27 protein-coding genes are annotated in these 26,108 nt (G+C 44.7%); 17 read left to right on the top strand and 10 right to left on the bottom strand.

The window, feature by feature from the left end:
- Positions 1-160: 160 nt before the first annotated feature.
- From BJP34_RS12605 to BJP34_RS45560, 4 genes are all read right to left on the bottom strand, one after another.
- A complete protein-coding gene (locus tag BJP34_RS12605) occupies positions 161-1,240 on the bottom strand; it encodes a WD40 repeat domain-containing protein (protein ID WP_070392645.1) in 1,080 nt (359 codons plus the stop codon).
- Positions 1,237-1,722: a heavy metal-responsive transcriptional regulator gene (locus BJP34_RS12600; protein WP_070392644.1), complete on the bottom strand. Its 486-nt coding sequence runs from the start codon at positions 1,720-1,722 to the stop codon at positions 1,237-1,239. The genes BJP34_RS12605 and BJP34_RS12600 overlap by 4 nt, the downstream gene beginning before the upstream one ends.
- A gap of 74 nt (positions 1,723-1,796) precedes the next feature.
- Positions 1,797-2,105: a hypothetical protein gene (locus BJP34_RS12595; protein ID WP_070396637.1), complete on the bottom strand. Its 309-nt coding sequence runs from the start codon at positions 2,103-2,105 to the stop codon at positions 1,797-1,799.
- Between the two features lie 287 nt (positions 2,106-2,392).
- Positions 2,393-2,563 (bottom strand): hypothetical protein, encoded by a 171-nt coding sequence (locus BJP34_RS45560; RefSeq protein WP_168166507.1) that lies wholly within the window; start codon positions 2,561-2,563, stop codon positions 2,393-2,395.
- An 859-nt stretch (positions 2,564-3,422) separates the two neighbouring features.
- On the opposite strand from BJP34_RS45560, the gene ald reads away from it, so the two are divergent.
- The 6 genes from ald to BJP34_RS43095 all read left to right on the top strand — a co-directional run bounded on the left by ald (position 3,423) and on the right by BJP34_RS43095 (position 7,910).
- Entirely contained in the window at positions 3,423-4,514 is a 1,092-nt protein-coding gene (gene ald, locus BJP34_RS12590) for an alanine dehydrogenase (RefSeq protein WP_070392643.1), read from the top strand.
- A gap of 407 nt (positions 4,515-4,921) precedes the next feature.
- Positions 4,922-5,533 (top strand): bis(5'-nucleosyl)-tetraphosphatase (symmetrical) YqeK, encoded by a 612-nt coding sequence (yqeK, locus tag BJP34_RS12585; RefSeq protein ID WP_070392642.1) that lies wholly within the window; start codon positions 4,922-4,924, stop codon positions 5,531-5,533.
- A gap of 168 nt (positions 5,534-5,701) precedes the next feature.
- Positions 5,702-6,109: a ribosome silencing factor gene (rsfS, locus tag BJP34_RS12580; RefSeq protein WP_070392641.1), complete on the top strand. Its 408-nt coding sequence runs from the start codon at positions 5,702-5,704 to the stop codon at positions 6,107-6,109.
- Positions 6,110-6,134: 25 nt separating this feature from the next.
- Entirely contained in the window at positions 6,135-6,641 is a 507-nt protein-coding gene (locus tag BJP34_RS12575; protein WP_198954012.1) for a CGLD27 family protein, read from the top strand.
- A gap of 45 nt (positions 6,642-6,686) precedes the next feature.
- Complete coding sequence (locus BJP34_RS12570) at positions 6,687-7,640, top strand: asparaginase (RefSeq protein WP_070392640.1); 954 nt, start codon at positions 6,687-6,689, stop codon at positions 7,638-7,640.
- An 18-nt stretch (positions 7,641-7,658) separates the two neighbouring features.
- On the top strand, positions 7,659-7,910 hold the full coding sequence (locus BJP34_RS43095; RefSeq protein ID WP_158517166.1) for a hypothetical protein: 252 nt from the start codon (positions 7,659-7,661) through the stop codon (positions 7,908-7,910).
- A 308-nt stretch (positions 7,911-8,218) separates the two neighbouring features.
- On the opposite strand, the gene BJP34_RS39545 is transcribed toward BJP34_RS43095, so the two are convergent.
- Positions 8,219-8,482 carry a hypothetical protein gene (locus BJP34_RS39545; RefSeq protein ID WP_149030942.1) on the bottom strand — a complete coding sequence of 88 codons (264 nt, stop codon included), beginning with the start codon at positions 8,480-8,482 and terminating at the stop codon, positions 8,219-8,221.
- 60 nt (positions 8,483-8,542) lie between these two features.
- On the opposite strand from BJP34_RS39545, the gene BJP34_RS12565 reads away from it, so the two are divergent.
- The 3 genes from BJP34_RS12565 (at position 8,543) to BJP34_RS48745 (ending at position 10,344) form a co-directional block, all read left to right on the top strand.
- Entirely contained in the window at positions 8,543-9,922 is a 1,380-nt protein-coding gene (locus tag BJP34_RS12565; RefSeq protein ID WP_070392639.1) for a DUF4062 domain-containing protein, read from the top strand.
- A 73-nt stretch (positions 9,923-9,995) separates the two neighbouring features.
- Positions 9,996-10,196, top strand: coding sequence for a hypothetical protein (locus BJP34_RS12560; protein WP_070392638.1), 201 nt, complete (start codon positions 9,996-9,998; stop codon positions 10,194-10,196).
- A gap of 25 nt (positions 10,197-10,221) precedes the next feature.
- Positions 10,222-10,344 (top strand): hypothetical protein, encoded by a 123-nt coding sequence (locus BJP34_RS48745; protein ID WP_267876549.1) that lies wholly within the window; start codon positions 10,222-10,224, stop codon positions 10,342-10,344.
- A 259-nt stretch (positions 10,345-10,603) separates the two neighbouring features.
- Here the strand turns inward: BJP34_RS48745 and BJP34_RS50425 are convergent, their stop codons facing one another.
- Together BJP34_RS50425 and BJP34_RS50420 are read right to left on the bottom strand one after the other, a co-directional pair.
- Positions 10,604-11,074, bottom strand: coding sequence for an IS630 family transposase (locus tag BJP34_RS50425; protein WP_418904159.1), 471 nt, complete (start codon positions 11,072-11,074; stop codon positions 10,604-10,606).
- On the bottom strand, positions 10,993-11,379 hold the full coding sequence (locus BJP34_RS50420; protein ID WP_070392637.1) for an IS630 transposase-related protein: 387 nt from the start codon (positions 11,377-11,379) through the stop codon (positions 10,993-10,995). The genes BJP34_RS50425 and BJP34_RS50420 overlap by 82 nt, the downstream gene beginning before the upstream one ends.
- 90 nt (positions 11,380-11,469) lie before the next feature.
- On the opposite strand from BJP34_RS50420, the gene BJP34_RS43090 reads away from it, so the two are divergent.
- Positions 11,470-11,607: a hypothetical protein gene (locus tag BJP34_RS43090; protein ID WP_158517165.1), complete on the top strand. Its 138-nt coding sequence runs from the start codon at positions 11,470-11,472 to the stop codon at positions 11,605-11,607.
- 42 nt (positions 11,608-11,649) lie between these two features.
- Complete coding sequence (locus tag BJP34_RS12545; protein ID WP_070392636.1) at positions 11,650-12,069, top strand: macro domain-containing protein; 420 nt, start codon at positions 11,650-11,652, stop codon at positions 12,067-12,069.
- 55 nt (positions 12,070-12,124) lie between these two features.
- On the opposite strand, the gene ltrA is transcribed toward BJP34_RS12545, so the two are convergent.
- Positions 12,125-13,960 carry a group II intron reverse transcriptase/maturase gene (ltrA, locus tag BJP34_RS12540; RefSeq protein ID WP_070390923.1) on the bottom strand — a complete coding sequence of 612 codons (1,836 nt, stop codon included), beginning with the start codon at positions 13,958-13,960 and terminating at the stop codon, positions 12,125-12,127.
- A 616-nt stretch (positions 13,961-14,576) separates the two neighbouring features.
- Here ltrA and BJP34_RS12535 point away from each other — a divergent pair.
- The 6 genes from BJP34_RS12535 to BJP34_RS12510 all read left to right on the top strand — a co-directional run bounded on the left by BJP34_RS12535 (position 14,577) and on the right by BJP34_RS12510 (position 20,463).
- The gene (locus BJP34_RS12535) at positions 14,577-15,068 is read left to right on the top strand and encodes a macro domain-containing protein (protein WP_070392635.1); all 492 of its coding nucleotides are present in this window, start codon (positions 14,577-14,579) and stop codon (positions 15,066-15,068) included.
- 227 nt (positions 15,069-15,295) lie between these two features.
- Positions 15,296-16,795, top strand: coding sequence for a YcjF family protein (locus BJP34_RS12530; RefSeq protein ID WP_324611054.1), 1,500 nt, complete (start codon positions 15,296-15,298; stop codon positions 16,793-16,795).
- A 708-nt stretch (positions 16,796-17,503) separates the two neighbouring features.
- Entirely contained in the window at positions 17,504-17,665 is a 162-nt protein-coding gene (locus BJP34_RS43085; protein WP_158517164.1) for a hypothetical protein, read from the top strand.
- On the top strand, positions 17,647-18,465 hold the full coding sequence (locus BJP34_RS12520) for a TlyA family RNA methyltransferase (RefSeq protein ID WP_070392632.1): 819 nt from the start codon (positions 17,647-17,649) through the stop codon (positions 18,463-18,465). The genes BJP34_RS43085 and BJP34_RS12520 overlap by 19 nt, the downstream gene beginning before the upstream one ends.
- A gap of 470 nt (positions 18,466-18,935) precedes the next feature.
- The gene (locus tag BJP34_RS12515; RefSeq protein ID WP_083305128.1) at positions 18,936-19,331 is read left to right on the top strand and encodes a hypothetical protein; all 396 of its coding nucleotides are present in this window, start codon (positions 18,936-18,938) and stop codon (positions 19,329-19,331) included.
- A gap of 400 nt (positions 19,332-19,731) precedes the next feature.
- The gene (locus tag BJP34_RS12510; protein ID WP_070392631.1) at positions 19,732-20,463 is read left to right on the top strand and encodes a DUF1822 family protein; all 732 of its coding nucleotides are present in this window, start codon (positions 19,732-19,734) and stop codon (positions 20,461-20,463) included.
- Positions 20,464-20,774: 311 nt separating this feature from the next.
- On the opposite strand, the gene BJP34_RS12505 is transcribed toward BJP34_RS12510, so the two are convergent.
- Positions 20,775-21,746, bottom strand: coding sequence for a transposase (locus tag BJP34_RS12505; protein ID WP_070392630.1), 972 nt, complete (start codon positions 21,744-21,746; stop codon positions 20,775-20,777).
- A gap of 323 nt (positions 21,747-22,069) precedes the next feature.
- Positions 22,070-25,615 (bottom strand): NB-ARC domain-containing protein, encoded by a 3,546-nt coding sequence (locus tag BJP34_RS12500; protein WP_070392629.1) that lies wholly within the window; start codon positions 25,613-25,615, stop codon positions 22,070-22,072.
- Between the last annotated feature and the right edge of the window lie 493 nt (positions 25,616-26,108).

The following is a 26,108-nucleotide window of genomic DNA, read 5'->3' as shown; positions in this document are numbered from 1 at the left end:
CTTGACAATGTTGGAATGGCTTGTTAAGCTAATCACACATTTGCCTTTACCTTAATGATTAACGACAGAGCCAGGAGCTGGAGGTCACCCCTGGGTGTCATGACCATAACAACGTAGAAAATAAATCCTTAGTCTGCAACCTAGTCGGCAAACCCAGGAATTACCGGGAATTGCCAAGGCTTAAGCTAGGTGTTGTATTCGCCTGCCAAATTTTAATTGTACGATCAAATCCCCCAGTAGCCAGAAAACGCCCATCCCGACTAAAGGCAACGGATTGTACCCAATCTTGATGTCCAGTCAACCAAGCAATCTGCTTACCAGTGTTCAAATTCCACAACCGCACCCCATCACGACTAGCACTAGCGAGAATTGTGCCATTAACTGGATTAATTGCGATCGCACGAATCTTTCCAGTATGTTTAGTCAAGGTATACTTAAGCTGCCAAGTCTGCGTATCCCAGACCCTAATCTTACCGTCATAACCACTGCTGACTAGGGTTCTACCATTAGGGGTAAAGGCTAGAGCACTAGTGATACCTTGATGAGCTCGAATAATGTAAAGGGGTTGTCCTGTGTTCAGATTCCAGATTTTAATCCTACCATCCTTGAGTCCACTGACCAAGGTTTCGGCCTTGGGATGAAGCGCTAGGGAATAGGTTGGATGATCAAAATTTGCCAGAGTGTAAAGGGGACGTTGGTTTCTGAGGTCCCACACCCGAATACCATCCAATCCCCCAGTCACTAAGACCTTACTATCTGAGGTCATAGCTAGGGAAAGCAAATTGCTTCTATGGCCTAGAAAACTACGGGTATAGTCTCCTGTGTAGTCTTGCTGATTCCATTGCCACAAGTTGACCCCACCATCCTCCCCGACACTAGCCAGAATTGTTCCATCAGCACTAAAAGCCATGTCAGTCACTGAGGTTTGGTGTACTCGCAGGCTATCAATTTCACGACCGTTTTTCAGCCACCATAATTTTAGATGGGCATCACTCCTGCTTCCCCCACTGAGTAGCACTCGCCCACTAGGACTAAATGACAGAGCATCCACAGCGGTAGAATGGGCTTCAATGGTACGCACCAATTGAGGAGTTCTCCAAGATTGAGCTTGGTATGAAGCCATTTCCGGCATAGCTGCAACCATTAGCCCCAGTCTTGGTTCCCTAGCATAGGTGCTACTGGTGACCACTGCCATGAGCCCGACCACAGTTCCCAAAATCGCCAACGGTGTTTTTCTCATTCTGCTTGTTCGCGTAGCGTGGCCTTTTGGCCAAGGTTAGGGCAAATCGTCTTACTTTTCACCGCGTCAGGGGGATGTTCTTGCCAACCGGAAATTATACCCAACAACTCCGACTTTAGTAGTTCCAATGCTTCTATTTGTTCGGTAATTGCCTCAATTTTGAGCAGTAGATGCTGCTTAACCGCTCCACAAGGCAACTCACCAAAGTCATGAATTTTGAGGATGTCTTGAATCTCACTAAGACTAAGTCCTAGGGATTGAGCGCGTTTGATAAAAGCCAGTCGATTCAACACCTGCCTGGTAAACAGGCGATAGCCAGAAGGGGAGCGGGTTGTGACTGGCACAAGCAGACCAATTTCTTCGTAATAGCGAATGGTCTTAACGGGCAACCCGCTATGACTAGCTACCTGACCAATTTTGAGCCATTCCTCTGATGAATTGGTGACAAGATCATTGGTAATTGGTAATTGGTAACGGACCACTGATAAATATGCTCTCCCCTCTGTTTCCCCTATTGCCTTAGGGATGAACAGTTTGATATTAAAACAGCCTGAACCTATCGAGGTGGTTGACGTCGAGGTTGTTGACGCTTAACAGCACTCAACATCGGTAATGGTGGACGGGAAGAACTGGGGGGAAGATACCGTTCCACAGGTTGCTCAGCCAGTTCAGTTTGCTGACTTTGGCTTTGCCACCAACGGACTGCTACTGCTATTGCTACCATCATCAGTCCAAAACTGAATAATGACCAGCGTCCGCCGATACCACCAATCACAGCATCCACCGCTCCGATAATCACGATGAAGCCTGAGATTGGCTCTTTACGGTAAGCTGACTTCAAGACTCGATGCCATAAAGCATTTATCACGGCTTACTACTTACTCTATTTCACTTACTTCTTTTTTAACAGAATAGGTCAAAAGTGCCCAACTAGAGCACTCACTTAGTTGGGAGACTTCACTGTTACTGAGATATATCTGATATATATAATTCTTCGACATCCCCAGAGCAACCGGGAAGTTCAAGATCAATTTTGCCAATCCTGGGAACTATGGCAACCCTTATTCTTAAAAGCGCTTACAGGAGCAGGTCAGTAGCTTAAGCGACTCTCCTACTGACCGACTCTCCCACTGACCGACTCTGGGACTAGTTCTACTGTAAGCCTAACCAGGTTAATAAGTCTTGACCAGTAAAGTATTCAATTGCCAGAGTCAAAATAAAACCAATCATGGCAGCTCTACCATTCAAGCGTTCTGCGTAATCATTAAACCCAAACTTAGGTGACTGGAGTTGAGGGACTTTAGAGGGTTGGGGTTGCGTCATGGTTATAAAAGTTGCCAAGCTATAGTGGAGTTACTTAACTTCATCAATTTTAACATTTAGATCACATTTAGCTTCATCCGCCGCGATTCATCTGACACTCAATGCTACGCCATGAGTGTCAGATGAATCGCGGACAAGATCTTTGCCGTTTTGAGATCCAAAATCTATAATGAAAGTAGTAGGGAAGAAAATTAAGAGCTAACCGCCACCTACGTGCTTAAAATAGGACTTTTTTGTATTGTAAGGCGTGCGGAGGGGCATCCCGGAGACGAAACCTTAGAAGAGTGGAGCCTTAATCATAAAGTTTTAACCCTTTACCCATAGCCGACTAACCATAAAGGCTCCACTCTTCTTGCGGTAACTTCTGACCGTGTCGTTAGTAAAGCTTGTCGAGTATCCGTTCGCGCAGCGTCGGCGAAAGCCGATACCGTTGGGTGGAGTTGGCAAGAAGCCTAAACTGGCTCTTGGAGTTCAGTGTAGGAGTATGTCACATACAGCACCAGTACCCCAAAGAGTTGACAATCCCCGTCCTAGAAGGACGAGGATTATTTATTCATAGGGATTCCAAAGAAATTGCCCTCAGAAAGCTTACACCGTCTGCCCTGCGGTGTTTGAAGCCGTCGAACCCGTGGCAAATTTAATTCGACGACTGTAAGCGCACCGGGGGATATTTTTAAATTACCTTGTTCAGCTTCCAAATTTGGACAAGATTTATGATTTTTGCTACCAGGGTTCCGGAACACAAGCAGCCCGCTAGAACTACTAAGCTTTTCATGTGTGGGCTTTACCGCTACTATTAATTATAGCTTAATCCTTCTTAAAAGGACGGGGCTTTAAACCCAAAAATTTTGGTAAAAGCATGGAAATCGGTGTTCCCAAAGAAACGAAAGATCAGGAATTTCGTGTGGGATTAACCCCCAGTAGTGTCAGGGTTTTACAAGAAGCGGGTCATACAGTTTTCGTTGAAACTAATGCTGGCACTGGTGCTGGCTTTACCGATGAGGACTATCAGCGTCAGGGAGCCAAAATTGTCTTAGACGCGGCTGAGGCTTGGAATCGGGAACTGGTAGTCAAAGTCAAAGAACCCCTAGCGCCAGAGTATCCCTTGCTTCAAAAAGGACAGCTGTTGTTTACTTATCTACACTTAGCTGCTGACCGTGCTTTAACCGAGCAGTTGCTGCAATCGGGGGTGAATGCGATCGCATATGAAACCGTAGAACTCCCAGACCACAGCCTACCGCTGCTAACCCCAATGAGCATCATTGCTGGTCGTCTTTCCGTACAATTTGGAGCCAGATTTCTGGAGCGTCAGCAGGGGGGAAGAGGGGTGCTGTTGGGGGGTATTCCCGGAGTCAGACCAGGTAAGGTGGTAATTCTTGGTGGCGGAGTTGTCGGTACAGAAGCGGCGAAAATCGCTGTGGGGATGGGAGCGAGAGTACAGATTTTTGATATTAATGTTCAACGCTTGATTCATTTAGAAACTATCTTTGGCTCAAGAGTGGAACTCCTCTACAGCAATTCAGCAGAAATTGAAGCGGCTGTTACTGATGCTGACCTCCTGATTGGGGCAGTGTTAATCCCTGGTCGTCGCGCTCCCATTTTAGTGCCCCGCTCTCTGGTCAAAAAAATGGTTACTGGCTCGGTGATTGTAGATGTTGCTGTGGATCAGGGCGGCTGTATTGAAACATTACGACCCACATCCCATACCAATCCCATTTATATCGAGGAGGGTGTGGTTCACTATGGGGTGCCTAATATGCCTGGAGCTGTTCCCTGCACATCAGCTGTGGCTCTAAACAATAGTACTTTCCCCTACGTACTCAGTCTGGCCAATCAGGGGTTGAGCGCTCTGGAAAACAATCCCGCTTTAGCCAAGGGCGTTAATGTCCAGAATCACCAGTTGGTTCATCCAGCAGTCCGAGAAGTGTTTCCCGATTTAGCTGATGGCTAAGGTTTTTTTTCTATAGCAATCCTAAATGATTGCTATAGCAATTTTCAATTAAGTAACCTACAAATTGGGTTTTAGGGAACAGGTAATAGGGAACAGGGAACAGATAACAGATAACAGGGAACAGATAACAGGAAACAGGGAAAAAATCCTGTGTACCTCATTAAGTTAAAAACCCCTATATAGCAATACCTGTAGGAATTGTGATAATTTTTGTTCTAAAGTTCCCTACTCCCTACTCCCTACTCCCTACTCCCTTTCCTTTAACATTTTCTTGCTAAAGTCTTGAGAAAATGTTTTAATAGACATATAAGGTAGTATCCGCTATATCAAGAAAAACTGTTAAAGTTTTATTATAAAAAGAATTAGCGACTGTTACCAATTACATGTCTTAGGAGCTTTTTAAGGTGATGCGTGATCAGGTGTTGACCTGGTTAGCAGATAATGTACCGTCTTCTCGGCTACAGCATATATTGCGGGTTGAACAGATGTCTGTTGAACTCGCTGAGCTTCATCATCTCAATGCTCAGCAGGCAGGTCAAGCAGGGTTGTTGCACGACCTAGCCAAATGCTTTAAGCCTGAGCGCTTGTTGCAAATGGCTAGAGATAACGGCATAGAAGTCGATCCAGTCTGTGAAGCCGCGCCTCACTTATTGCATGCAGATGTCAGTGCTATTGTTGCCCAAGAGCAGTTTGGAGTCAAAGATGAAGCAGTATTGGAAGCGATCGCTCTCCATACGTTAGGGCGTGAGGGTATGACCCCCCTCAGTTGTGTGGTGTTTATTGCTGATACTATTGAGCCAGGTCGTGGTGATACACCGGATTTACTTGCCTTACGAAATCTCTCTAAGCAAGATCTATACAAAACTGTTTGGTTAGCCTGTGACTACTCTTTAAAATTCCTGCTAGAGAGTCCTCGTCCCATTCACCAACGTATGATATTGACTCGAAACTGGGCTCAACAGATGTCCAGGAAGACAACAGCTAAAAGAGAGAGTAAGACAGATTGTGTAAATGCCTAAAGTCCCCCGTTCCTAGCTTTCAGGAATGTTTCGTCAACAGCAGTGTGAGTGTCAAATGAAGAAGCAAAGAAAAGAAATGAAAAGAATTGTACAGCAAGTGATTAAGCACAAGAAAACTTAATTACTATTAGAACAGATTGTTTTGTAAAGCGAGGAATTAAACGCTTAATGAGAGATCAAAATAATAAGCCCTCCACCTTAGTAACCCCTGATACCGAACACCAGGATGCTAGCTATGGGTTAGCATTAACCGTTGCTCAAGCAGCAGATGACCGCAAGGGTGCAGATATTGTGATTTTGTCGGTCTCAGAGGTATCGTACATCACAGATTACTTTGTAATTGTAACCGGGTTTTCTAGGGTACAGGTCAGGGCAATCTCTCAGTCGATTGAACAGCAAGTAGAAGAGGCATGGAACCGTTTACCTGTGCGAACAGCAGGAAAAGCAGAGGGAATCTGGATACTTCAAGATTACGGTGACGTGATTGTCCATATCTTGCTGCCTGAAGAACGGAAATTCTATAATCTCGAAGCATTCTGGGGCCATGCGGAGCAGATTGAGTTTCAGGCATCCTAATTGCAGCACTCACAAAAGAATAATCATGAAATCTCCCGTTTATGTATGTCCTGTTCCAGAAGAGCAGCAACCCATAAATGAATACCAAGAACTAAAAGAATCTTGGTTTTTTAACTGGGTAAGGCTGAAACTACCAAATTATGTGATCAAGCTGACTTGGGTTTGGGGGTTGAGCTGGCTGGTTTCAGGGCCGATAGCAGCAGTCAGTTTTCCACCGCAAAAAGCGATAATCAAGTTTCTGCTCTGTGGCGGGGCAGGAGCAAGTATCTTCTTGATTTTAAGTTTGCTGCGGCTATACCTGGGTTGGTTCTATGTACGCGATCGCTTGATCAGAGAAACCATAGTCTACGAGGAGTCAGGCTGGTATGACGGTCAAACCTGGACAAAAACTCCAGAAATTTTGGCTCGCGATCGCTTAATTGTTTCTTATGAACTCCAACCAATTTTGCGACGTTTACACTGGACGTTCGGATTTTTGATTATAGTCGTGATTGGTGGCAACATCATTTGGCGTGTGTTATCAGCCACCTAGCTCGATTGCTCCAACTAAGCTATAGGGTAGCTTTAAGTCTAATCCATGACCAGGGGAAAACGTACTAAAACACGAGCCTTAGAAGTCCGTTTACTACGGGAAGGCATTATCGAATCAGTTCATTCAGCTCAAGCAGTTGTGTGTGATGACCGGGGACGGATGTTATATGTTGCGGGTAACCCAGAAACCTCAACATTCATTCGCTCTTCACTCAAACCTTTCCAAGCGTTAGCGGTCACCACCACAGGTACCCTTGAGCGTTACAATCTCACGGACCGAGACTTGGCAATTATCTGTGGTTCCCATCAAGGAACGATGGAGCAGGTAAGGCAGGCCTTTAATATTCTTTGGCGCTGTGATGTTGATCCATCAGCACTACAGTGTCCCATTCCCCCAGGCCAGGAAAGTTCACTGCAGCATGGCTGTTCCGGTAAACATGCTGGAATGTTGGCTGTTTGTCAACAAAGGCAGTGGCTACTCAAGACCTATTTGGAGTACAACCATCCCGTACAAAAGTTAATCTTAAGCCAAGTGGCGGAGTTGCTACAGATGCCGGAGCAAGAGTTAATTCTCGCTCACGATGACTGTGGCGCTCCCACTTACTTTTTACAATTACGGCAAATGGCCTTATTGTACGCTCAGCTGTCTTCTGGTAATAATCTGGCCATGGAGCGTATTGTCCGTGCCATGATCAGTCATCCCCAGATGGTGTGGGGGGATGGGGGATTTGATACAGAACTGATGCGATTATCCGAAGGGGAACTGGTCAGTAAATCCGGAGCACAAGGGGTTCAATGTATCGGTCGCGTTGGCCAGAATATGGGTCTAGCCATTAAAGTCCTCGATGGAGGCAAATCACCTAAGTATGCTGCAGCCATTGCCCTACTCAAGCAAATGGCTTGGATTACCCCTTCCGTGGCAGACACCTTGGAGTCGATGTTTATTAACCTCAGCAAATACAAGCGTTTAGAGGTGGTTGGGGAGTTATCTATGCCTTGAGGGTTGAGCTTATAGGGTTTGTATCTCGAAGGCAAGAGGCAAGAGGCAAGAGGCAAAAGGCAAGAGGCAAGAGGGGAAAGAGATTCGAGGTTGTATTGTCCCTACTCCCGATTCCCGATTCCCTACTCCCGACTCCCGATTCCCTACTCCCTGCTCCCTACTCCCTACTCCCTCCATCAAGCACTGATAGAATTAATTTCAGAAATTTCCCATTTCCCCTTGCCACTTTTGGAAATTAGGTGTTATAGTGAAAAAGACGACGCGGGATAGAGCAGCCTGGTAGCTCGTCGGGCTCAACAATCAAGTTAGCTAGACGCTTAATAGCAAGCTTGAGCATGGGCGGCACGAAGATAAATCTCCGTGTGTTTACCTGTCAAATTCGGGGAAGCCTGTAGCGAGGTAATCCCGAGCCAAGCTCCCAAAAGGAGAAGGTGTAGAGACTGGTTAGGCAGGCACCCTAACGTTTAAGGCGAGGGTGAAGGGACAGTCCAGACCACAAACTGGAAGATCCAGGCAACGAAAGTTGTAGTTGGTACGCATAACCCGAAGGTCGGTGGTTCAAATCCGCCTCCCGCCACTTAATAGAATATCATGAAGCCCTGCAAGGTTATGTCTTTGCAGGGTTTTGTGATTTTGGGGAATCGGGAGTGGGGTGTAGGGTGTAGGGTGTAGGGTGTGGGGAATCGGGAAAAGAATGAATAGCAGTAGAGTGGGCATCTTGCCCGCCGGATCAATAGCAGTAGAGTGGGCATCTTGCCCGCCGGATCAATAGCAGTAGAGTGGGCATCCTGCCCGCCCGAAAATATTGATAACGGGCAAGATGCCCATTCCACCTTAGCCATCTAATCTTACTCACTACTGGCTCGATTACCATAGTATTTATATCCCTAAACCAATAAACAATGCCCCAAGTAGAACTACTAAAAATCTTCCTCGCTTCCCCTAGCGATGTGAGTAGGGAGCGGAACTATGTAGAAGAAGTAGTGAAGGAAATTAACCGTACTACTGCTCCGAGTAAAGGTGTTAGGTTAGAAGTAGTACGTTCAGAAAAGAATGCTTATCCGAGTTTTGGTCAGGGTGGGCAAGCTGCTCTTAACTCTCAGATTGGCAATATGGAAGAGTACGAGCTATTTGTGGGCATTATGTGGAATCGCTTGGGTACTCCCACACCCCGTGCCAAGTCTGGAACTGTGGAAGAATACAAACGAGCAGTTGCGGCTTTTGAGAGTAATAGGAAACCGGATATCTGGTTTTATTTTCGAGATGCACGAGCGAACCTAAAGAGCGAGGATGAACTGGAACAGCGAAAGAAGGTACTGAATTTCAAAGAAAAAATTCAGAGCAAGGCATTAACAAAAGATTACAAACAACCAGCAAATTTTCGCGACAGATTTCGTCAAGATTTGTCCCTGTGGTTGAACAAGACTAAAGGAAAAACAGCTACAACGGAAGAAAAAAAGTCATCCACTACGGCTAATCAAAGGAGAAAATCAAATTCGACCTCCACGGCAGCAAAAAAGCCCTCAACTACTAAATCTACCTCTAAAAAACGTCCTGTACAAAGCGTAACAACTTCAGGGAATTGGGTTTTGCTAAAAAATAACTATTACTTAGCGAAATCAGTAGAAACAAAATCAGATGGTACTATTTCAGTTCAAATTGCAACAAAAAATCTGGAAGAACAGGCGAATTTAAAAGATATAAAACCGGATCAATTTTTACCCGACAAAGGAATCAGTTATGCCTATCAGGAAGAAGCTTCACTTACTCAAGTGAAGGATTTACAGATAACATCTACTGGGGGCAATAATCTATTTGTTATTACTCTATTACCAATCCAACAGTCTCAGGAAAATATTTTTCAAGACATAAAAGTTGGTTCAAATAATGGTAATTATTATAATGCTGACGAAATCGCTGAAATACGCGTGAGAATTTTACTGCTCAATGATAATAGTTTGCTATCCAATCAGGAAGATTATTTGAGGGTCGATTCTCTTATTAACTGTTCCGCTGGAGGAAAGCGTATAGAGCCAATTAATTTCCCCGAGCTATGGAAAAAGCGAAAAAGGCAAAAAGAAAAGTTCTTGAGAATCGCAAGACTTGCCGCAGTTTATGCTCTCAAAATGAACGGTATAGTTGATCATATATTAGAATTAAGGCTAGGCCCTATCAAAAATCAATTAATGACTGTTAAATTTCGTGGCACGAGAAGGTCAAGATCCACGAACAAAGAAACTAAGGTTATAGAGGTCAAAGGAAACTGCTCCCTGAAAGAATAATATAAAATTGCTAGGTAATTTTACTCACCATTCGATCGATTATTATCTTTGTTAGATATCTAAACCAATAAAAATGCCGCAAGTAGAACTACTTTGTAGCCAGAAATTAGATCGTTTTCACCAGACATTTTCTGAATTGGGACTAGCTGGGGATGATAATCCAGCTTGGAAAGAGGAAATTTGGAAGAGGCAATATGGTTGGGCAGAGCTGCAACATTGGCTTGGTGTCTGTTTACTAAAAAATCCCCGTGCAGCAAGCAATCAAAGCATTTGAATTGGATAAATTTTCTCAATATTGGGTGAAAACTCAAAACTTTTTGGGACTTGCCTATTATCATCGGCTTCAGGAAGAAGCTCCTGATAATAAGCATTTGGCTATTGAGGCTTTCCAAGACGCTCTTACTGTATTCACTTCTGGATAGTTTACGCAAGAAAGATTAATGGTCTGAAATAACCTGGGGATAACCTATCTAAATATCCCTGGCAAAGAGCAACAATAAAATCATAAAAAAGCGATCGCGGCATTTGAATAAGCTTTGAATTTGATCAATCCCGAAAAGTTATAGCAACCGCCAAGGCGGTTAGGACGCCAAGTGCAAGACATACTCCATCGCATCACGTAGACAATCAAACTGGTTGAGTTGCTTGCGAATTCGACATATGATCCAAGACCAGCATCGCTCAATCAAATTGGAAGTCTGGTGAATAAGCAGGTAAGTAGAGCAATTGACAGCCAGCTTCGGAAATGAGTTGCTCAATCTTCCCCCCTTTATGAAAGGTGGCATTATCCATAACCACTACCTGCCCCGGCGAAAGCAGAGGAATCAGGCAGGTTTCCAACCAAATCTCAAATACACTCCGATTGCAGGAACCTTCCACAGTAATCGGAGCCATCAGTTGTCCTTGACAAAGGGCTGCAATCATATTCACTCGCCCCTGTCGTCGTCCTGACTTCAAGGCATGAAAGCGTTGTCCTCTTTCATTCCAGCCATAACCGTAGTCCTCCCGATTGTCCATGCCGGCTTCATCCACATAAACAATCGTTTCATCCGCCCACTTAGCCAACTGCTCTATGAAGCTTTGCCGTTTCGACTCGTCCCGTTCTTGGTAGCCGTAGGTCTTTTTTTTCGCGTAAACCCAATTTTCTTTAATGCTCGTGAGATTGTGCGTACGCTGATATCCCCTTCCCACAGTTGAGCCATCTCCACTATAGTTTTATCGCCATGAGCCTTGGCAAACGCTCGAAACTGCTCCCAGTCTGTGATTTTCTGGTTGTTGCCTGGGGGGCGATTGGGCAATGCCCGAACATCACCCGTTTCAGCAAAGCGCTTCAACCACAGCTTGATCGTATTGCGGCTGATATTGAACAGTTCACTGGCTTCGTGTTTCTTGAGTCCATCTAATTCGAGCGCTTGGAGCACTTTTTGACGGAAGTCGTAACTGTAGGGTTTGGGCATGGCAGAGTACACGCTAAGCTAATTACGATCACATCTTTAGTCTACGTCCTAACCGCCCTGGCGGTTGCTATACCTAACGAGTGGAAAATCATGCAATACGGTCTAAGTATGGTTTATCGGGAACGAATCACAGGGGAGCGATTCGAGAATGTAAAGCTTGCGAATAAGGCTTTTGAAACTGCCCTGGAAGTTTCTATACCCCAAGATTTACCTGAAGAGTGGGTATAGTAGAATTTCTACACAGACTGGAATAAACATCTTGAAGAATTGATGCTCTATCTCAAACTCTTGACTCAGGTTGGGCTTAAACGCATAGGAAGCTCTTTTATCAGTATATTTGGTCTTTTATGGCTGTCCATCGAACCAGCAGCACTTTTTTTTCCAGAGAGTCTGAATTTTGGTTGGATTGGCTACTTGGGACTAGTAGTAGTCTCCCTGGCGATAGCATTTATTCAGCGTTTTCCCCGTAGCTCGGTGTGTAAAGCGTTGTCTTCTCCCGACTCAGTTGTAGAAATTAAAATTGGCAATCTTTTTAATCAGTCTGGGCATTTAGTCATAGGAGCTAACGATGTTTTCGATACGGAACTCGGAGAAGTCATCAAACCTTCTAGTGTACAAGGACAGTTTCTTACCGGCATTTATGGCAATGATTGGGTAGGTCGGAGGGGTTACCCCCTCGTCGCCCCCTAAGCACCGTGCGAACAAGTCTCCAAGTACACGGCGCAACCAACTTCCGAAGAACACGTTATCTTGTGCAACTCTTTTCCTTTATTATCGGTTTTGTACCTTTTGGCTTTTGTTTCCGATTTTTAGGAGGGGTTTTTTTGATTCCATCGTACAGTTTTCCCTGTATTTCTGGATTGGTTGCCCCCAAGGCGTGGATAGTTCGGTGGCAATCCTCATGAACGTATACCAAATTGTTGTACTTATCTTGTCCCCCATGTTCAATTGGAACAATGTGGTGTAAGTGTACTTTGTCGTAGTTTCCTAGTCTTTGGCCACAGTAAGGACAGATGTAGTTTTGCCTCACGGCTATCTTGTTTCTGCCCTTTGTTAGTCTGGCCTCCGCAGCTTTCTTATCCTGCCTTTTTTTCCTTTTATCCCAGTATTCTTGGAGTTCCGGATTGTCTGGCGAATAATCGTGGGTTACTACTGTGTGTCTGATTATTTTTGTCCATGAGGCTCTTTCCAGGTATAGTTCTTTGCTTCCGAAGACTCGGTTATCCTCCCTACCAGGGCAGAAACTCCCGTAGTGTTTATTTCTAATCCATTCCCATCCTTTTTTCGGGTACCTTCTTTTGCACCATCTAACTAGCTTCCAAGAGATGTAATTTTCTAATTTACAAAAGGTGTCCTTTGCCACTGTTCCGCTGTGATAGTTTGTCCAACCCCTTATTATTGGTTGTAATTTACCAATTAGTTCTTGGACTGAGACCCCTTTCAGCTTGGCCAATTCTACTTTTAGATTTTTCTTGATTCCCTTTAAGCTTTTGTTTGACGGTTTAATGAGGGTGATGTATCCCGATTTCTTTTTGGTGGTTCTGTATTTACGAAAGTTCCATCCCAAAAAATCAAAACCTTGGGTCAAGTGAGTTATCCTGGTTTTTTCTTCGGATAGACTTAGTCCTCTTTTAGCCAGCCATTCTTTAGTGATTAACTTAGCTGTCATGGCGTCTTCTTTGCTTTCTGTTAAGATTACAAAGTCATCCGCAAATCGTACTAATGTCCTATTCGATTTATTTCTCCAGGTGTCCTCTCCCTTTTTTGTTTTTTCTTTCCTGTAGGTTATTCCCAGTTCTTTTTCTAATCCGTGTAATGCTATGTTAGCGAGGAGTGGGCTGATGATACCTCCTTGTGGTGTGCCCGTTTCCGTGGGGTGGAATATGTTTTTTTCCACATATCCTGCTTTTAGCCAGTTATGGATTAGTCCTCTGGCTGGGAAATTACCAATGGTTTCCATTAATGCTTGGTGGTCAATATTATCGAAGCATCCTTTTATATCCGCTTCTACTACCCACCATTTCTTATTGTTTTCTCCATTGATATTGAGGAATATTCTTTGTCGGGCATCATGAGTGCTTCTTCCCTGTCTGAAACCGTATGATGTGGCTTCAAACTGGGCTTCCCAGGTTGGTTCCAAAGCGTTTTTAACAATGGCTTGAAGGCATCTGTCGGCGATACTTGGTATCCCTAATGGTCTTTTCTTTCCATTGCTTTTTGGTATGTAGATGCGTTTAGTTGGCTTTGGGCTCCATTGTTTCCTGTTTTTTGATAATGTGTCAACCATTTCTCCCTTTTCTTTGGGTTTTAATGCTTTGACTTTATCTACTCCTGCCGTCCTTTTACCTTTGTTATCTTGGGATGCTTTGCGAACTGATACCTGGATGTTTGCCTTACTCCTTAGCATTAACCTTTGGAGTTTATTGACCTTTTTCCAGTTTCCTTGACGTGTTGCCTTGAAAATTCTTTGTCTTAGTTTCCTAACCTCTCTGTAGGCATTTTTCCAATTAATGGTATGCCAATCGGTGGTTTGTTCAGTTACGATACCCACGTCTATTGACGCCGGTTCTATCTTTTCCATGTACAATTTAAGTTAACTAAGTAATTAATTTCCTTGGCTCGGATGTTAGCTCTGAAATTCAGCGCTCTTTCGAGCAAGGGAATTTTCCCTCTATCCGACTGGTTATTTATTCCCATTCCTTTTCAGGTTGTCGGCTTTTGCTTGGTTCAGACTTCTACCGGACTGAGAGTTATACCTCCTCTTGCGATTTGGCTACCTTATGTCCTATTTAGGGTTAAGGACTCAATCTCGGCTTACCCGGTTACGCATATAGAAGATACAAGTCTTGAGTTGCCGTCTCTACACCGAGTCCATGTGAGAGTTCAGATTGTCTAGCAGATGATAGACTAACCTCGGAGCTCATATCCCCATCATCGAATTTAGCAGGGATATTAATTTTTACGGTGCCTTTGACCAACGGTTTCTGTGGTCAACTCTTTGACTCTTTTCCTTTTCGGTTATTTACCTTATCCGATGGTTCGGTAATCCCTACTTTCTCTCTAGCTGTGAGACCCATAACTTCTGGAAATCCTTAGATTATTTTCTCCATTGACTCCATCGTTTAATACGCCCCTTCGAGTGGAAACCAGTCCTGAACCCGGGTCTGGGGAAGGCTCTTACCCCTTCCACTTCTAATATGCGCCTTTCATCGGTCGCCCACCTGACTAAATTAGACGCAGAGATTGAAGCAGTCTTGGAGGACTACAAAGCTCAACGTACAAAAGAACCTAACAAAAAGAAGGGAAAGTCTTGGCGCTATCCCATAGGCACAACTATAGCATTGGGTTCCCCTGACAAACGCTATTTCTGGACAGCTTACGGCTATATGGGCAATGACCTGAGAGTCCAGTCAAATGCTGACTACATTTGGAATTCTTTGAGCTGTCTTTGGGAAGAAGTTCGCCGGAAGGGTCATGGTATCGACGTTGCTATACCTGTTATTGGAGCGGACTTAGCTCGTACTAACTTACCTCGAATGGCATTAGCTAAGTTAATAATTCTTTCATTCGTAGTGGCTTCTAAGAAGGAGTTTGTCACCAGGAAACTAAGTTTAGTCATCCATCCTAAAGACTTAGAAAACACAGATTTCTATGAATTAGACGATTTCTTGACATCGGCTTGTTTTTGATATTGTCCTTAAAATCGGTATTATTATATAGTGTTTTCAATTGGGTGAGGTACAAATTATTGGGTTTTAGGGAGCAGGGAAAAAATTCTGTGTACCTGATAGCTATGAAAACCGCTATAAATTCCCACCAGAGAGATTGATTACAGAGCAATGACCCACAAGTAACTTGATATGGTAGATACATAGCAATAATTATGGGCAAAATTACGATAGTGGAGGATTAAATAGTGGTTAAGTTGCAGCGACCGATCTTAGTTGGGGGAATCGTTCTATCTTTTGGTTTATGGCTAGCCCAGAGTGCCTACGACTCAGTGATGGAACTGGGTGAGTATACCTTTTGGGGAGCGATCGCATTTGGGACTGGATTCTGGTTTCTGCAGCAGCGGAGGTCACAAAACCAGGAATCTTTGCCCCGATCAACCCCAGTAGACCTGGCAGCCGTGGAAAACACCATCGCATTCACCGAAACTATCATTACTCAGCTCGATCAAGAACCCGAGGCACGGGATGCCAGTGCTAGACTGCGAGAGCAAGTTGCCCAGCTCAAGACTGAGCTAGACCGCAACGAGATCACAATAGCAGTGACTGGGGATAAGGGTGTTGGGAAAACCGCTTTGATTAACGCTCTCGAAACCATCTATAGTAACTCTCAACCATGGCCTGACCTGTCTGTGCAGTTCCAAGAAACACCAGGCTTGTTTACCGTCAACGATAGGGGTATCGAAGCACAAACCACCCCTATGGACATCGCCCTGGGCTCCGATTTAGTCTTATTTGTCACCGCTGGTGATTTGACCGACAGCGAGTTGCAAGCCTTGCAGCAACTGAGTGCTCCCCACCAGCGCTCCATCCTAGTACTCAATAAGCAAGACCAGTATTTATCTACACAACGGGCTACGGTTTTGCAAACCTTACGGCAGCGAGTGGTAGGACGATTAGACCCAGAAGATGTGGTAGCGATCGCATCTAACCCAGCTCCGGTGAAAGTGCGTCAACATCAGCCAGATGCTTCGGTCAAAGAGTGGTTGGAACCCCAAACCCCTGACCTGACCTTGCTCAATGACCGCTTAACTCAAATCCTGACCCAAGAACAGCAACAGCTAGTGTGGGCAAGTACCATCAGAGCCATGACCAGGGTACAAGCTCAAGCCAAGCAAGAATTGAATCACCTCAGACGCGATCGCGCTTTACCCATTATTGAACAGTATCAGTGGATTGCAGCAGCAGCAGCTTTTGCTAACCCAGTGCCAGCCCTTGATTTACTGGCAACAGCGGCCATTAGCGCCCAATTAGTCACAGAACTCGGGGACATTTATCAGCAAAAATTCTCTCTGTCTCAAGCTCAGGAAGCCGCTAAAACCCTAGGTAGTTTAATGGTAAAACTAGGGTTAGTAGAGCTTTCCACTCAAGCCATTGGCAATATGCTCAAAAGCCATGCCTTGACCTATATCGCTGGTGGCGCTGTACAGGGCGTCAGTGCTGCTTATCTAACCCGATTAGCAGGACTAAGTTTGATTGAGTATTTCCAAGAACAGGAGCAAAGCGAAACTAGTCCTAACCCGCAACAGTTCAATCCCGAGCAACTAACCCAGAAACTCAAACAGGTATTCCAGCAAAATCAACGGGCAGCATTCATGCAAGGTTTTGTCAAGCAAGCCGTAGCCCATCTAATCCCAAAATCATCACAACAGAAGCCTGAAGCTGCAACCCTTGCGCCCTTACAATGAAGACCAGCTTATCACTTCCGTTATTAAGTTTTTTTGTAGGCGTTGCTGATTCTGGGTATGATTCCGCCCCCCTAGCCCCCCAATTCTGGGGGGAACAAAAGTCTGAAAGTCCCCCAAAGTTGATACCGTTGGCGAAATTAATATTTCTTTACACAAGAGTAGCAGATGGGTAACGTTAAGTTCATGCTCCCCCAGAATTGGGGGTTGGGGGGCTATAATGACTGCTGTCTTCAGGCTGATATTACTAAATGTTTTTTTCGCCAGCAGTATCAAAGTTGGGGGACCAACGGGGGCTTGACCAAAACCAGGCGATTGCGCATTCATACTTCAATTCAGCAACGCCAAGTTTTTTTGTACTGGTGCAAGATCTCAGTTAAACCTTCAACCTTCAACCAAACAACCTTCAACCAAAGCACCTTCGGGTGCATCTCATTTGTGCTGTTTGACCCGGTGGTGCGTTACGGGACGGGCTGTCTCAACACTGAGAAAGAGCTGGAAAATCAGGGCGAGCCCTTGGGTGGTGCGTTACGAGGCGGACTATTCCAAAACTGGCGGTGCGTTACGGGACGGGCTATCTCAACACTGACTACGAGGTGGAAAATCAGGACGAGCCCCTCCCTAACGCACCCTACGCACTGAGAAAGAGCTGGAAAATCAGGGCGAGCCCTTAGGTGGTGCGTTACGAGGCGGACTATTCCAAAACTGGCGGTGCGTTACGGGACGGGCTATCTCAACACTGACTACGAGGTGGAAAATCAGGACGAGCCCCTCCCTAACGCACCCTACGCACTAACCTTGGCCTTTGGCCACGCTACGCGAACAACCTTCAACCTTCTAACCTTCCAATCCCATTGGTTAAACAACGACTAGACAAATTATTAGTAGACCTTAACCTGTGTGAATCCCGACAGCGAGCTCAGGTGCTGATTCGTGCGGGTGAAGTCATGGTAGATGGACAAATATTAGATAAGCCAGGAACTGAAATTAAGACCACGGCTCAGATTCAGGTCAAAGAGAAACCCCCTTTTGTATCCAGAGGAGGCAAAAAACTTGCCAAAGCCTTAGAGGTATTTGGAATTTCAGTAAAGGGACGCATTTGCCTAGATGGTGGCATTTCCACCGGTGGCTTCACCGACTGCTTGCTAAAAGCTGGAGCAAAACAGGTTTATGGTGTTGATGTGGGATATGGACAAGTTGCCTGGAGTCTGCGCAATGACCAGCGAGTGGTCTTGAAAGAACGTACCAACTTACGCTATCTTGAGCCAGCGGACTTGTACGGTGTTTCACCAGTCCCGAATCAAGGTCAAGTCTATGCTGATTTAGGGGTAGTCGATGTTTCCTTTATTTCCTTAACCAAAATTCTTCCTGCTCTGTGGCAACTGCTATCCCCTCCCCGTGAAGTAGTGTTGCTAGTTAAGCCTCAGTTTGAAGTTGGTCGTGACCGTGTCGGGAAAAAAGGAGTAGTCAGGGACCCCCATCACCGTGCGGATGCGATCGCAAACGTTCTAGAATCCGCCAAAAAGCTAGGTTGGCAGTACAAAGGATTAATCTCCTCTCCCATTACTGGCCCCGCCGGAAATATCGAGTACTTACTTTGGCTAGCCATGGATAGTGTATTATCCTATCCCGATTTAGCAGCAATTAGAGAGATTACCAGCAACAGGGAGTAGGGAGTAGGGAGTAGGGAATCGGGAGTCGGGAGTAGGGAGCAGGGACTTCGGAGCAGGGAGTAGGGAGTAGGGAGTAGGGATTTACTACTCCTTAATCGTTGCTATCAGTTCCCTAAAAACCAGGAATAAATTACCTCAAACAATTGATATTATTGTAAGCTATTTATGATAGCTGATAGCACCTCAAGTAGCCTGCGCGTAGCGCATTAGCTGATAGCTGATAGCTGACTGCTGACTGCTGAATTGTTTACATATTATTTATAGATAAAACCCCAAACTAATCATTTTTTTTTATTGTAAAAAAATGTTTCAAAATAAAAAAATACCCTTGACATTTTTCGAGATATTAGTAATAATAAAAATGTCCGATATTCCCCTAGCATTTTTGGACAAAGAGCCGCGCTTCTCAGTTGCACGCTAAAGCGCGGCTCTGGTCCCCAGTCACAAGCTATGTGTGAGGTAATTTCATCATGCCAACAAATCGCTCAAATGACCATCTCATTAAGTGTCAGCGAGCCCTAGACCGTCTTGCCCAACTTGCCAGGAGCCAATCCACACGCGAACATTCAATTCCTCGTCCCATCACTGAGCGAGAGCGAATCCTGATTGACCTATACAGCAACTGCCCACTGTCCATGACCCCCCAGGAGTTTTATGGGAAATGGCAAGTTAATCAAGAAGACATTGGTCAAATCTGCTTCCGCTCAACCCACGCTGCAAACACCTGGCTCGCCCAAGGTGCTCGCTATAGATCTCCCTCTCCCGATTCCTTACATCATCTGGCTTTAATGGACTTTCTCTTAGAAAATTTCGAGGCAATTCCAAAAGAATTATTGAATCGACTCTGCTCAAAAGTTAAAGGTTGAAGAATGGTGAATGTAGAATTTAGAATGAAGAATGAAGAATGAAGAATGAAGAATGGTGAAGGGTGAAGGGTGAAGGGTGAATTTATAAGGGTGAAGAGTGAAGGCAGAATTCCCAATTATTAATTCCAAATTCTTAATTATTGATTCCAAATTCTTAATAATTAAGAATTAATTCACCATTCTTAATTCAAATATGAGGTACACAAAATGTTTTCCCTGTTCCCTGTTCCCTGTTCCCTGTTCCCTGTTCCCTGTTCCCTGTTCCCTGTTCCCTGTTCCCTGTTCCCTACATTAATCACCCTTAGCAAAAAACTGAGACAAATGAGACAAAAACTGAGACATTTTGCGATTTTATGGCCATTATTATGAAAATTGCAGAGTGTATTGGAGTAACTTATTAATGTCACACACCATTATTCCAGCAGGAGAAACCCAGAAAGCAGTTCCCGTTTTTCGCAGAGGTTCCGGAAGGCAAGGGGATGCAGAGTATACTTCGCCCTATTCCCCATTTCCTATTTCTCCTTCCCTCTTTCCTAAGGATAGTTTTAGATTAGACAGTTTTAAATTAGACCCCAGCCCACCACAGCGATCAAAACCCAGTAAAACATCTAGTCAAAAGGTGGTACAACTAAAGCGGTGGTTAGAGGATTGTTTTGATCCGGGTTGGGAAAACGTGAACACTATCTTACAGCCAAACCTAGAGCGAGATTTCAGTTTTAGAAGTGACTCCTTTCACCAAGCGATGCAGCGCGGTCTTGGGGGAAACCCCCATGAGCGACTGCATCAAGAAGCTAGTACCAAATTCCATACTACAGCAGGAGTTAAAAGAGGTAAGCTACTCGGTACTGAGATCGGCTGGGGTGATCAGCAAGTAGCTTTATTAGTGGAGCTACATCGGACAGAATCACCCAAAATGAATCTATCCATTGAGCTGCATCCTGCTGGTGGTCAAGACCTTCTCCCCAAAGGTTTACAAATCATGGTGCTAGATGAAGAAGGAATTGTGGTGATTCAAGTCCAAGCCAGAGAGACAGAAAATCTTAAGTTGCAAGTGAGCGGCGAAGCAGGAGAATATTTTACCATTAAGTTGGTTTGGAATGATATCAGTATTACAGAAAATTTCTTAATCTGATTGTAAGCATTTAGCCGTCAGCTATCAGCTATCAGCTATCAGCTATCAGGTTGTGCGCTACGCGCACGCTACGCGCACAGCTTTTGAAGAAAACAGGTAAGCCAATGACTGACCGCTGACCGCTGTTCCCGTAGCGTGGCCTACGGCCAACGACTGAATGCTTACAAACAATGAAGAATGAAGAATGAAGAATGAAGAATGAAGAATGAAGAATGAAAAAAAATCCAATTCTAAATTCTAAATTCTAAATTCTAAATTCTAAATTCCAATAATTTATCAAATTTTCCTGTAGCACTTTCCGTTAAGCGCACCTAAGAACTTTGCTCACCAGAAGCTAGCTGCTGATTAACCACAACTATAAACTCCTCTACAGAAGCAATGGTAATTGCCTGTCTGTGCAACATTGTCAACATCGAGTCCTCCTTAATTTGGTTGATTGTTTCCACCAACTCCCTAGGCACATCTTCAAAACGAATCCGAAGTACTTCCAGGAGCCATTCTCGACCCTTTTCCAAAAGGCCGATTTCAATCCCCTCTTGACGAGCAAGGCGTTCAAAACTAGTAATGTAACGCATACTACTCTCCTCTTCATAACGTCTAATTTCTTCTGTAAAGCCGGTTTGCCAGTTATCCGGTAAACTAATTAGCCAATCAATTAACCGGAATAACTCTAGGATATCTTGCCTGCCATAGCCCCGTTGATACAAACGTTTTGCAACTTGTAATTTAATCTGATATCGTTGCTGAACATCTTGTTTAGTTTGCTGATTAGCTCGATGAGCTGCCACAATTACCGCGAAAGGATTGTTACTTTCTTCCAACACCTGGGACGAATAATCCAGCAGTTTAACAATCGGGAAGCGCAACAACACCTCACACCCCCAAATCGTGTAACTGTATTGATTCGGTCGCCAGGATTTGCTTTCATCAGCTAGAACAGCTAGACTGACTACTTGACGCCGATATTTGTCAAAAATGCGGTAATTGTACACATAAATCCTCTCAGCAAACACGGATTCGTATTGACTTTGGACTTCCACATGAATTAATACCCAAGTTTCCTGGCCATCGGTGCGCCAAACCTTAACTAATTTGTCTGCTTCCCTAGTGCTAATTTCCCCATCCCGCGCTATCTGTTGGAATTCCTTGTCGAGAAACTCATAGCCTTTATCCCAGTCAATATTTTCCTCAATTTCGGGGAATAAAAATGCCATAAAGGGTTGGAAATATAAGGAAATTGCCTCTTTCCATGGATTATCGTAGTCTGCACGTTGATTGGTCATCACTCATGGAATAAATGTTACCCAATTCAGATAATAATTTATAATGTAAGCATATGCGCTACGCGCACGCTACGCGAACAGCTATCAGCTATCAGCTATCAGCTAAGCTAAATGTAATCACGTTTCGGTGATATGCGATGCTCTGAAAGAGCCCCTAAGCGATTGACCTGCATGTCACGCTAGGCGATCCCGTTCCCTTTTCCTCTTATCCTGCCATTACGACAACACCAAAAATAATTAAGAATGAAGAATGAAAAATTAAGAATTAAAAATGAAAAAAAATATAATTACCAATTCTAAATTCTAAATTCTAAATTCTAAATTCATCCTATCGCCCCCAACGTTTTCAGAGTTACTTTCTGTGCCTCAGTTAACCCTCTAACTCCAGTAATATTCATAGCTTCATAGAGTCTAGGAGTTCTCAGGATTTTCAAACACTCCCCTGTTTCTACATCCTTTAGCCTTACGGTTTGGTCTTGAGACCCACTGGCCATAATTTGACCATCCACACTGAAGGCGACTGAAGAGACCAGATGGCTATGTCCAGTGCAAATGTCACGGCACTCCCCTGTGGAAACATCCCAAAGTCTCACCGTTTTGTCAGCACTGCCACTGCTTAGGGTTTTCCCATCGGGACTGAAAGCAACTGACAATACCCAATTGGTATGTCCCGTCAAGGTTTTGCAGCACTTACTCTCACCAATATCCCACAGCTTCACCGTGTGGTCTGTACTGCCACTAGCCAAGAGCTGACCATTGGGACTAAAGGCCACGGAGTGGACTCGATTACTATGTCCGCGCAAAATTCCTACACAGCTTCCGGTTTCACAATTCCATAGCCTGACCGTGTGGTCAGCACTACCACTGGCTAAGGTTTTCCCGTCATTACTGAATGTCACTGAACACAGTCTATCAGTATGTTCTTGAAACGTTCTGATGCAGTGACCTGTGCTGACATCCCACAGCTTCACCGTCTGGTCGGCACTGCCACTGGCTAAGGTTTTCCCGTCACTACTGAATGCCACTGAAAATACCCAATCAGTATGGCCGTGCAGTGTTCTAATGCAGCGACCTGTGCTGACATCCCACAGCCTAATCGTATTGTCTGTACTGCCACTGGCTAAGGTTTTCCTGTCACTACTGAATGCCACTGAATAGACAAAGTCAGTATGTCCGGGCAAGGTTCTGATGCAGCTACCAGTACCATAATCCCATACTCTCACTGTGTAGTCGTTACTGCCACTAGCCAGGGTGTGACCGTCACTACTAAACGCGATCGGCATTGCCCAATCCGTATGTCCATACCAAGTTTTCAAGCATTGACCGGTTTGATAATCCCATAGCTTCACCTTTTGGTCTAAACTCACACAAACCAGGGTGTTTCCATAAGGACTAAAGGCCACTGAAAAGACTTGATTGCTGTGTCCATGCAAGGTTTTCAAACATTCATTGGTGCTAGTATCCCAGAGCCTAACGATGTGGTCGCCACCGCCACTAGCCAGGGTTTTGCCATCTGGACTAAAGGCGACGGAGTAGACACCACTACTATGTCCTGTGTAAGTTCTTAAGCAGCGACCTGTGCTTACCTCCCAAAACTTCACCGTGTGGTCGCCACTGCCACTGGCTAAGATTTTCCCGTCACAGCTGAATGCCACTGACCCCACGCAATCCCTATGTCCAGTGCCAGTGTTCAGGCATTCACCAGTGCCACTATCCCAGAATCTCACCGTGTGGTCGTCACTGCTACTGGCTATAGTTTTACCATCTGGACTAAAGGCAACGGATCTAACCCAACTGCTATGTCCGGTGCAAGTTTTGAGACATTCTGCAGTTTTGATATCCCAGACTTTCAAGGTGTGGTCGCCACTGCTAGTAACTAGGGTCTGACCATCTGGACTAAAAGCGACTGAACAGACCTCATTACTATGTCCGGTACAAGTCCTTAAGCACTTACCATCACTGACATCCCAAAACTTAACGGTGTGATCCGCACTGCAACTGGCTAAGATTTTACCATCATGGCTAAAAGCAAGGTCCCGTACCAAATTGGTATGACCCTCACAGATCAAAACTAGTTTACCGCTTGGTACTTCCCACAGGCGAACCTTCCAATCTGTATCACAGGTTGCTAATAGTTTACCATCTGGGCTGAATGCTGCTGATAAAATATTTCCTAAGGTTTCCGTAAATACTGAGCTGGTCAAGTCAGCATCAGCGAAATTGACATTGTGTAATTTAATCCCCTCTAGGTTAGCTTGCCAAACTGTTAGATTAGAAAAGTCATAGCTGCTTAAATCCACCTGTAGTTGGCGCAGTATATTAATTATATTACCACAGATATATGCCGTATCTTGAGTTATTTTTTTAACCGTGGGAGTTGGGGAGCGCAGCATTGATATAATTTCCAGCAAGTGATTGCTGAGCTGTTTTGTGCAACCAAAACTGGCAAGTAATCTTTCAATAATCGGTTCGAGAATCAGAGAGACTTGACTATCCCGAATATACTCAGGGGCAGTGGCTTTGACTAATGCGTGACTGCGCAACAGAGCAAAATTTTTACTAGTAACTTCCTCAGGAATCTGCTCAATTAATCGATTAACCATGTATTCCATCACTACAGGTTGTTGGGTAAACCCAGCCGAGGTTTTCTCAATCAATGAGCGCCGTTGTAGAGACCCTAGAGACTGTAAAATGTCAGGAGCGCATCGGTGGCAGACAACGTCCTGTTCCAACTCTTTAAAAAAAACCGGTTCGCGATTAATAGCTAGCCAGTACATCAGGTCTTGTTGTGTAGCACTCAGGCGCTGAAACTGCCGGTCTAGCAAATCCCGAATATCATCAAAAATGAATGAGCCTTGCTTTAAAAAATTCAGGAACTGAGCAATATTGCCATAAAAAAAGTCTCTGACCAGACAAGCCACCATTTTTAAGGCTAAAGGATTTCCAGCATAGTGCTCAATCACGGTCAGCCACTGGGTGTCATCCCCAGCAAAATTTCCTTTTTCCTTCAGGATTTCCTGCCCATCGGTGTCTGATAACCCTTTGAGTGAGAAGCAGCGAATCGGTAAGTTTTCCCCCTCCAGGATAGTCAATTCCTGGGGTGGCTCCCGAGAGGTCAGTAATAGACAGCTGTGGTGGGCGGTTTCACCAATACTTCTGAGCAGCTCACCGTATTCAGCATATCCTTCTCGATAACTACCGGTGCGATCGCCACTTTGCAGAATCGACTCCACATTATCTAGAACTAGCAAGCAACGCCCCCCTTGTAAATAGCGAATCAATCGCAGAATTTTGCCATCTACAGAGGAGGGTAAATTGGTTTCCTGCTGTCGAGACAGAAATTGAATCAGGTCTGCCAGGAGTTCTTCTAGGGGAGGGGCATTGCGTAGAGTGCGCCAAATCACAAACTCAAATTTATCTTCCAGAAGATGGGCTAAAGTCACAGCCACAGAGGTTTTACCAATTCCCCCCATCCCTAGAAGTGTCACCAGGCGGCACTTGTCCTTAAGAATCCATTGCTGTAGGGTGTTCAGTTCCTCAGTACGACCGTAGAAATCTCTTAGCTTTGGTGCTTGTCCCCAATCAACACGTTTAATTTGAGCCACAGTGGGACTCTTGCCGTTATTGATTTGATCTGCCTTAATCTTATCTGGCTCAACAACCTTGTCCCAATCAACCCCTACAGCATCACAAATGGCGATAAAGGTGTCAGAGCGAATCGGTTGTCTTGCCCAAAATCGGTTTAAGGTTGCCCTAGAGGTTAAGGCACTGCTACACCAAGCTTCTGCGGTTTTGTTCCATCTTTTCAGGCGTCTAGCCCGGTCAACCAATTTTAGTCCTAATTCAGAAGCTCGCACTGAATTCTTCATAGCGAAATCTGGTTCTGCTCAGTATCCAAGCCAATTGTTATGCCAAACTCTGAGAGTATCATGAAGTCAATCTGAGACAATTCAGATAATAAGCTTAAACAAGGGCACAGGTAACTTCGGATCATTGAATAGCAAGGGTTTGAAGAACTTTAAGTTTTTTGAACACAGTTAATATAATTTAATTTGACTATTCAGCTATCAGCTATCAGCTATCAGCTTATGTGCTACGCACACGCATGCGCGTTCAGCTATCAGCTATCAGCTATCAGCTATCAGCTATCAGCTATCAGCTATCAGCTATCAGCTATCAGCTATCAGCTATCAGTTTATGGGCACGGTTAAGGAGGAAACCGTTAATAATAAAAGAGGTAAGTATTAGTTTAATTTGAGTTAAGTCACAGCGTCAAAGCCTGTGCCACAAAGCTGTTTGCGTGTAAGCATTCAGCCGTCAGCTATCAGTTATCAGCTATCAGCTAACAAGCTACGCCCACGC

This window comes from Moorena producens PAL-8-15-08-1, from assembly GCF_001767235.1.
GTDB lineage: Bacteria > Cyanobacteriota > Cyanobacteriia > Cyanobacteriales > Coleofasciculaceae > Moorena > Moorena producens_A.
This window is presented reverse-complemented; position numbering and strand designations above follow the sequence as displayed.

Coding starts and splice junctions, on each gene's coding strand:
- BJP34_RS12565 (WP_070392639.1), top strand. CDS start 8,543: ATGCCCCAAGTAGAACTACTAAAAATCTTCCTCGCTTCCCCTAGCGAT.
- BJP34_RS50420 (WP_070392637.1), bottom strand. CDS start 11,379: ATGCCCAAACCCTACAGTTACGACTTCCGTCAAAAAGTGCTCCAAGCG.
- ltrA (WP_070390923.1), bottom strand. CDS start 13,960: ATGGAAAAGATAGAACCGGCGTCAATAGACGTGGGTATCGTAACTGAA.
- BJP34_RS12560 (WP_070392638.1), top strand. CDS start 9,996: ATGCCGCAAGTAGAACTACTTTGTAGCCAGAAATTAGATCGTTTTCAC.
- yqeK (WP_070392642.1), top strand. CDS start 4,922: ATGCGTGATCAGGTGTTGACCTGGTTAGCAGATAATGTACCGTCTTCT.
- BJP34_RS12500 (WP_070392629.1), bottom strand. CDS start 25,615: ATGAAGAATTCAGTGCGAGCTTCTGAATTAGGACTAAAATTGGTTGAC.
- BJP34_RS43090 (WP_158517165.1), top strand. CDS start 11,470: ATGCAATACGGTCTAAGTATGGTTTATCGGGAACGAATCACAGGGGAG.
- ald (WP_070392643.1), top strand. CDS start 3,423: ATGGAAATCGGTGTTCCCAAAGAAACGAAAGATCAGGAATTTCGTGTG.
- BJP34_RS12515 (WP_083305128.1), top strand. CDS start 18,936: ATGCCAACAAATCGCTCAAATGACCATCTCATTAAGTGTCAGCGAGCC.
- BJP34_RS39545 (WP_149030942.1), bottom strand. CDS start 8,482: ATGGCTAAGGTGGAATGGGCATCTTGCCCGTTATCAATATTTTCGGGC.
- BJP34_RS45560 (WP_168166507.1), bottom strand. CDS start 2,563: ATGACGCAACCCCAACCCTCTAAAGTCCCTCAACTCCAGTCACCTAAG.
- rsfS (WP_070392641.1), top strand. CDS start 5,702: ATGAGAGATCAAAATAATAAGCCCTCCACCTTAGTAACCCCTGATACC.
- BJP34_RS12505 (WP_070392630.1), bottom strand. CDS start 21,746: ATGACCAATCAACGTGCAGACTACGATAATCCATGGAAAGAGGCAATT.
- BJP34_RS12535 (WP_070392635.1), top strand. CDS start 14,577: ATGCGCCTTTCATCGGTCGCCCACCTGACTAAATTAGACGCAGAGATT.
- BJP34_RS12545 (WP_070392636.1), top strand. CDS start 11,650: ATGCTCTATCTCAAACTCTTGACTCAGGTTGGGCTTAAACGCATAGGA.
- BJP34_RS12575 (WP_198954012.1), top strand. CDS start 6,135: ATGAAATCTCCCGTTTATGTATGTCCTGTTCCAGAAGAGCAGCAACCC.
- BJP34_RS12605 (WP_070392645.1), bottom strand. CDS start 1,240: ATGAGAAAAACACCGTTGGCGATTTTGGGAACTGTGGTCGGGCTCATG.
- BJP34_RS12510 (WP_070392631.1), top strand. CDS start 19,732: ATGTCACACACCATTATTCCAGCAGGAGAAACCCAGAAAGCAGTTCCC.
- BJP34_RS12570 (WP_070392640.1), top strand. CDS start 6,687: ATGACCAGGGGAAAACGTACTAAAACACGAGCCTTAGAAGTCCGTTTA.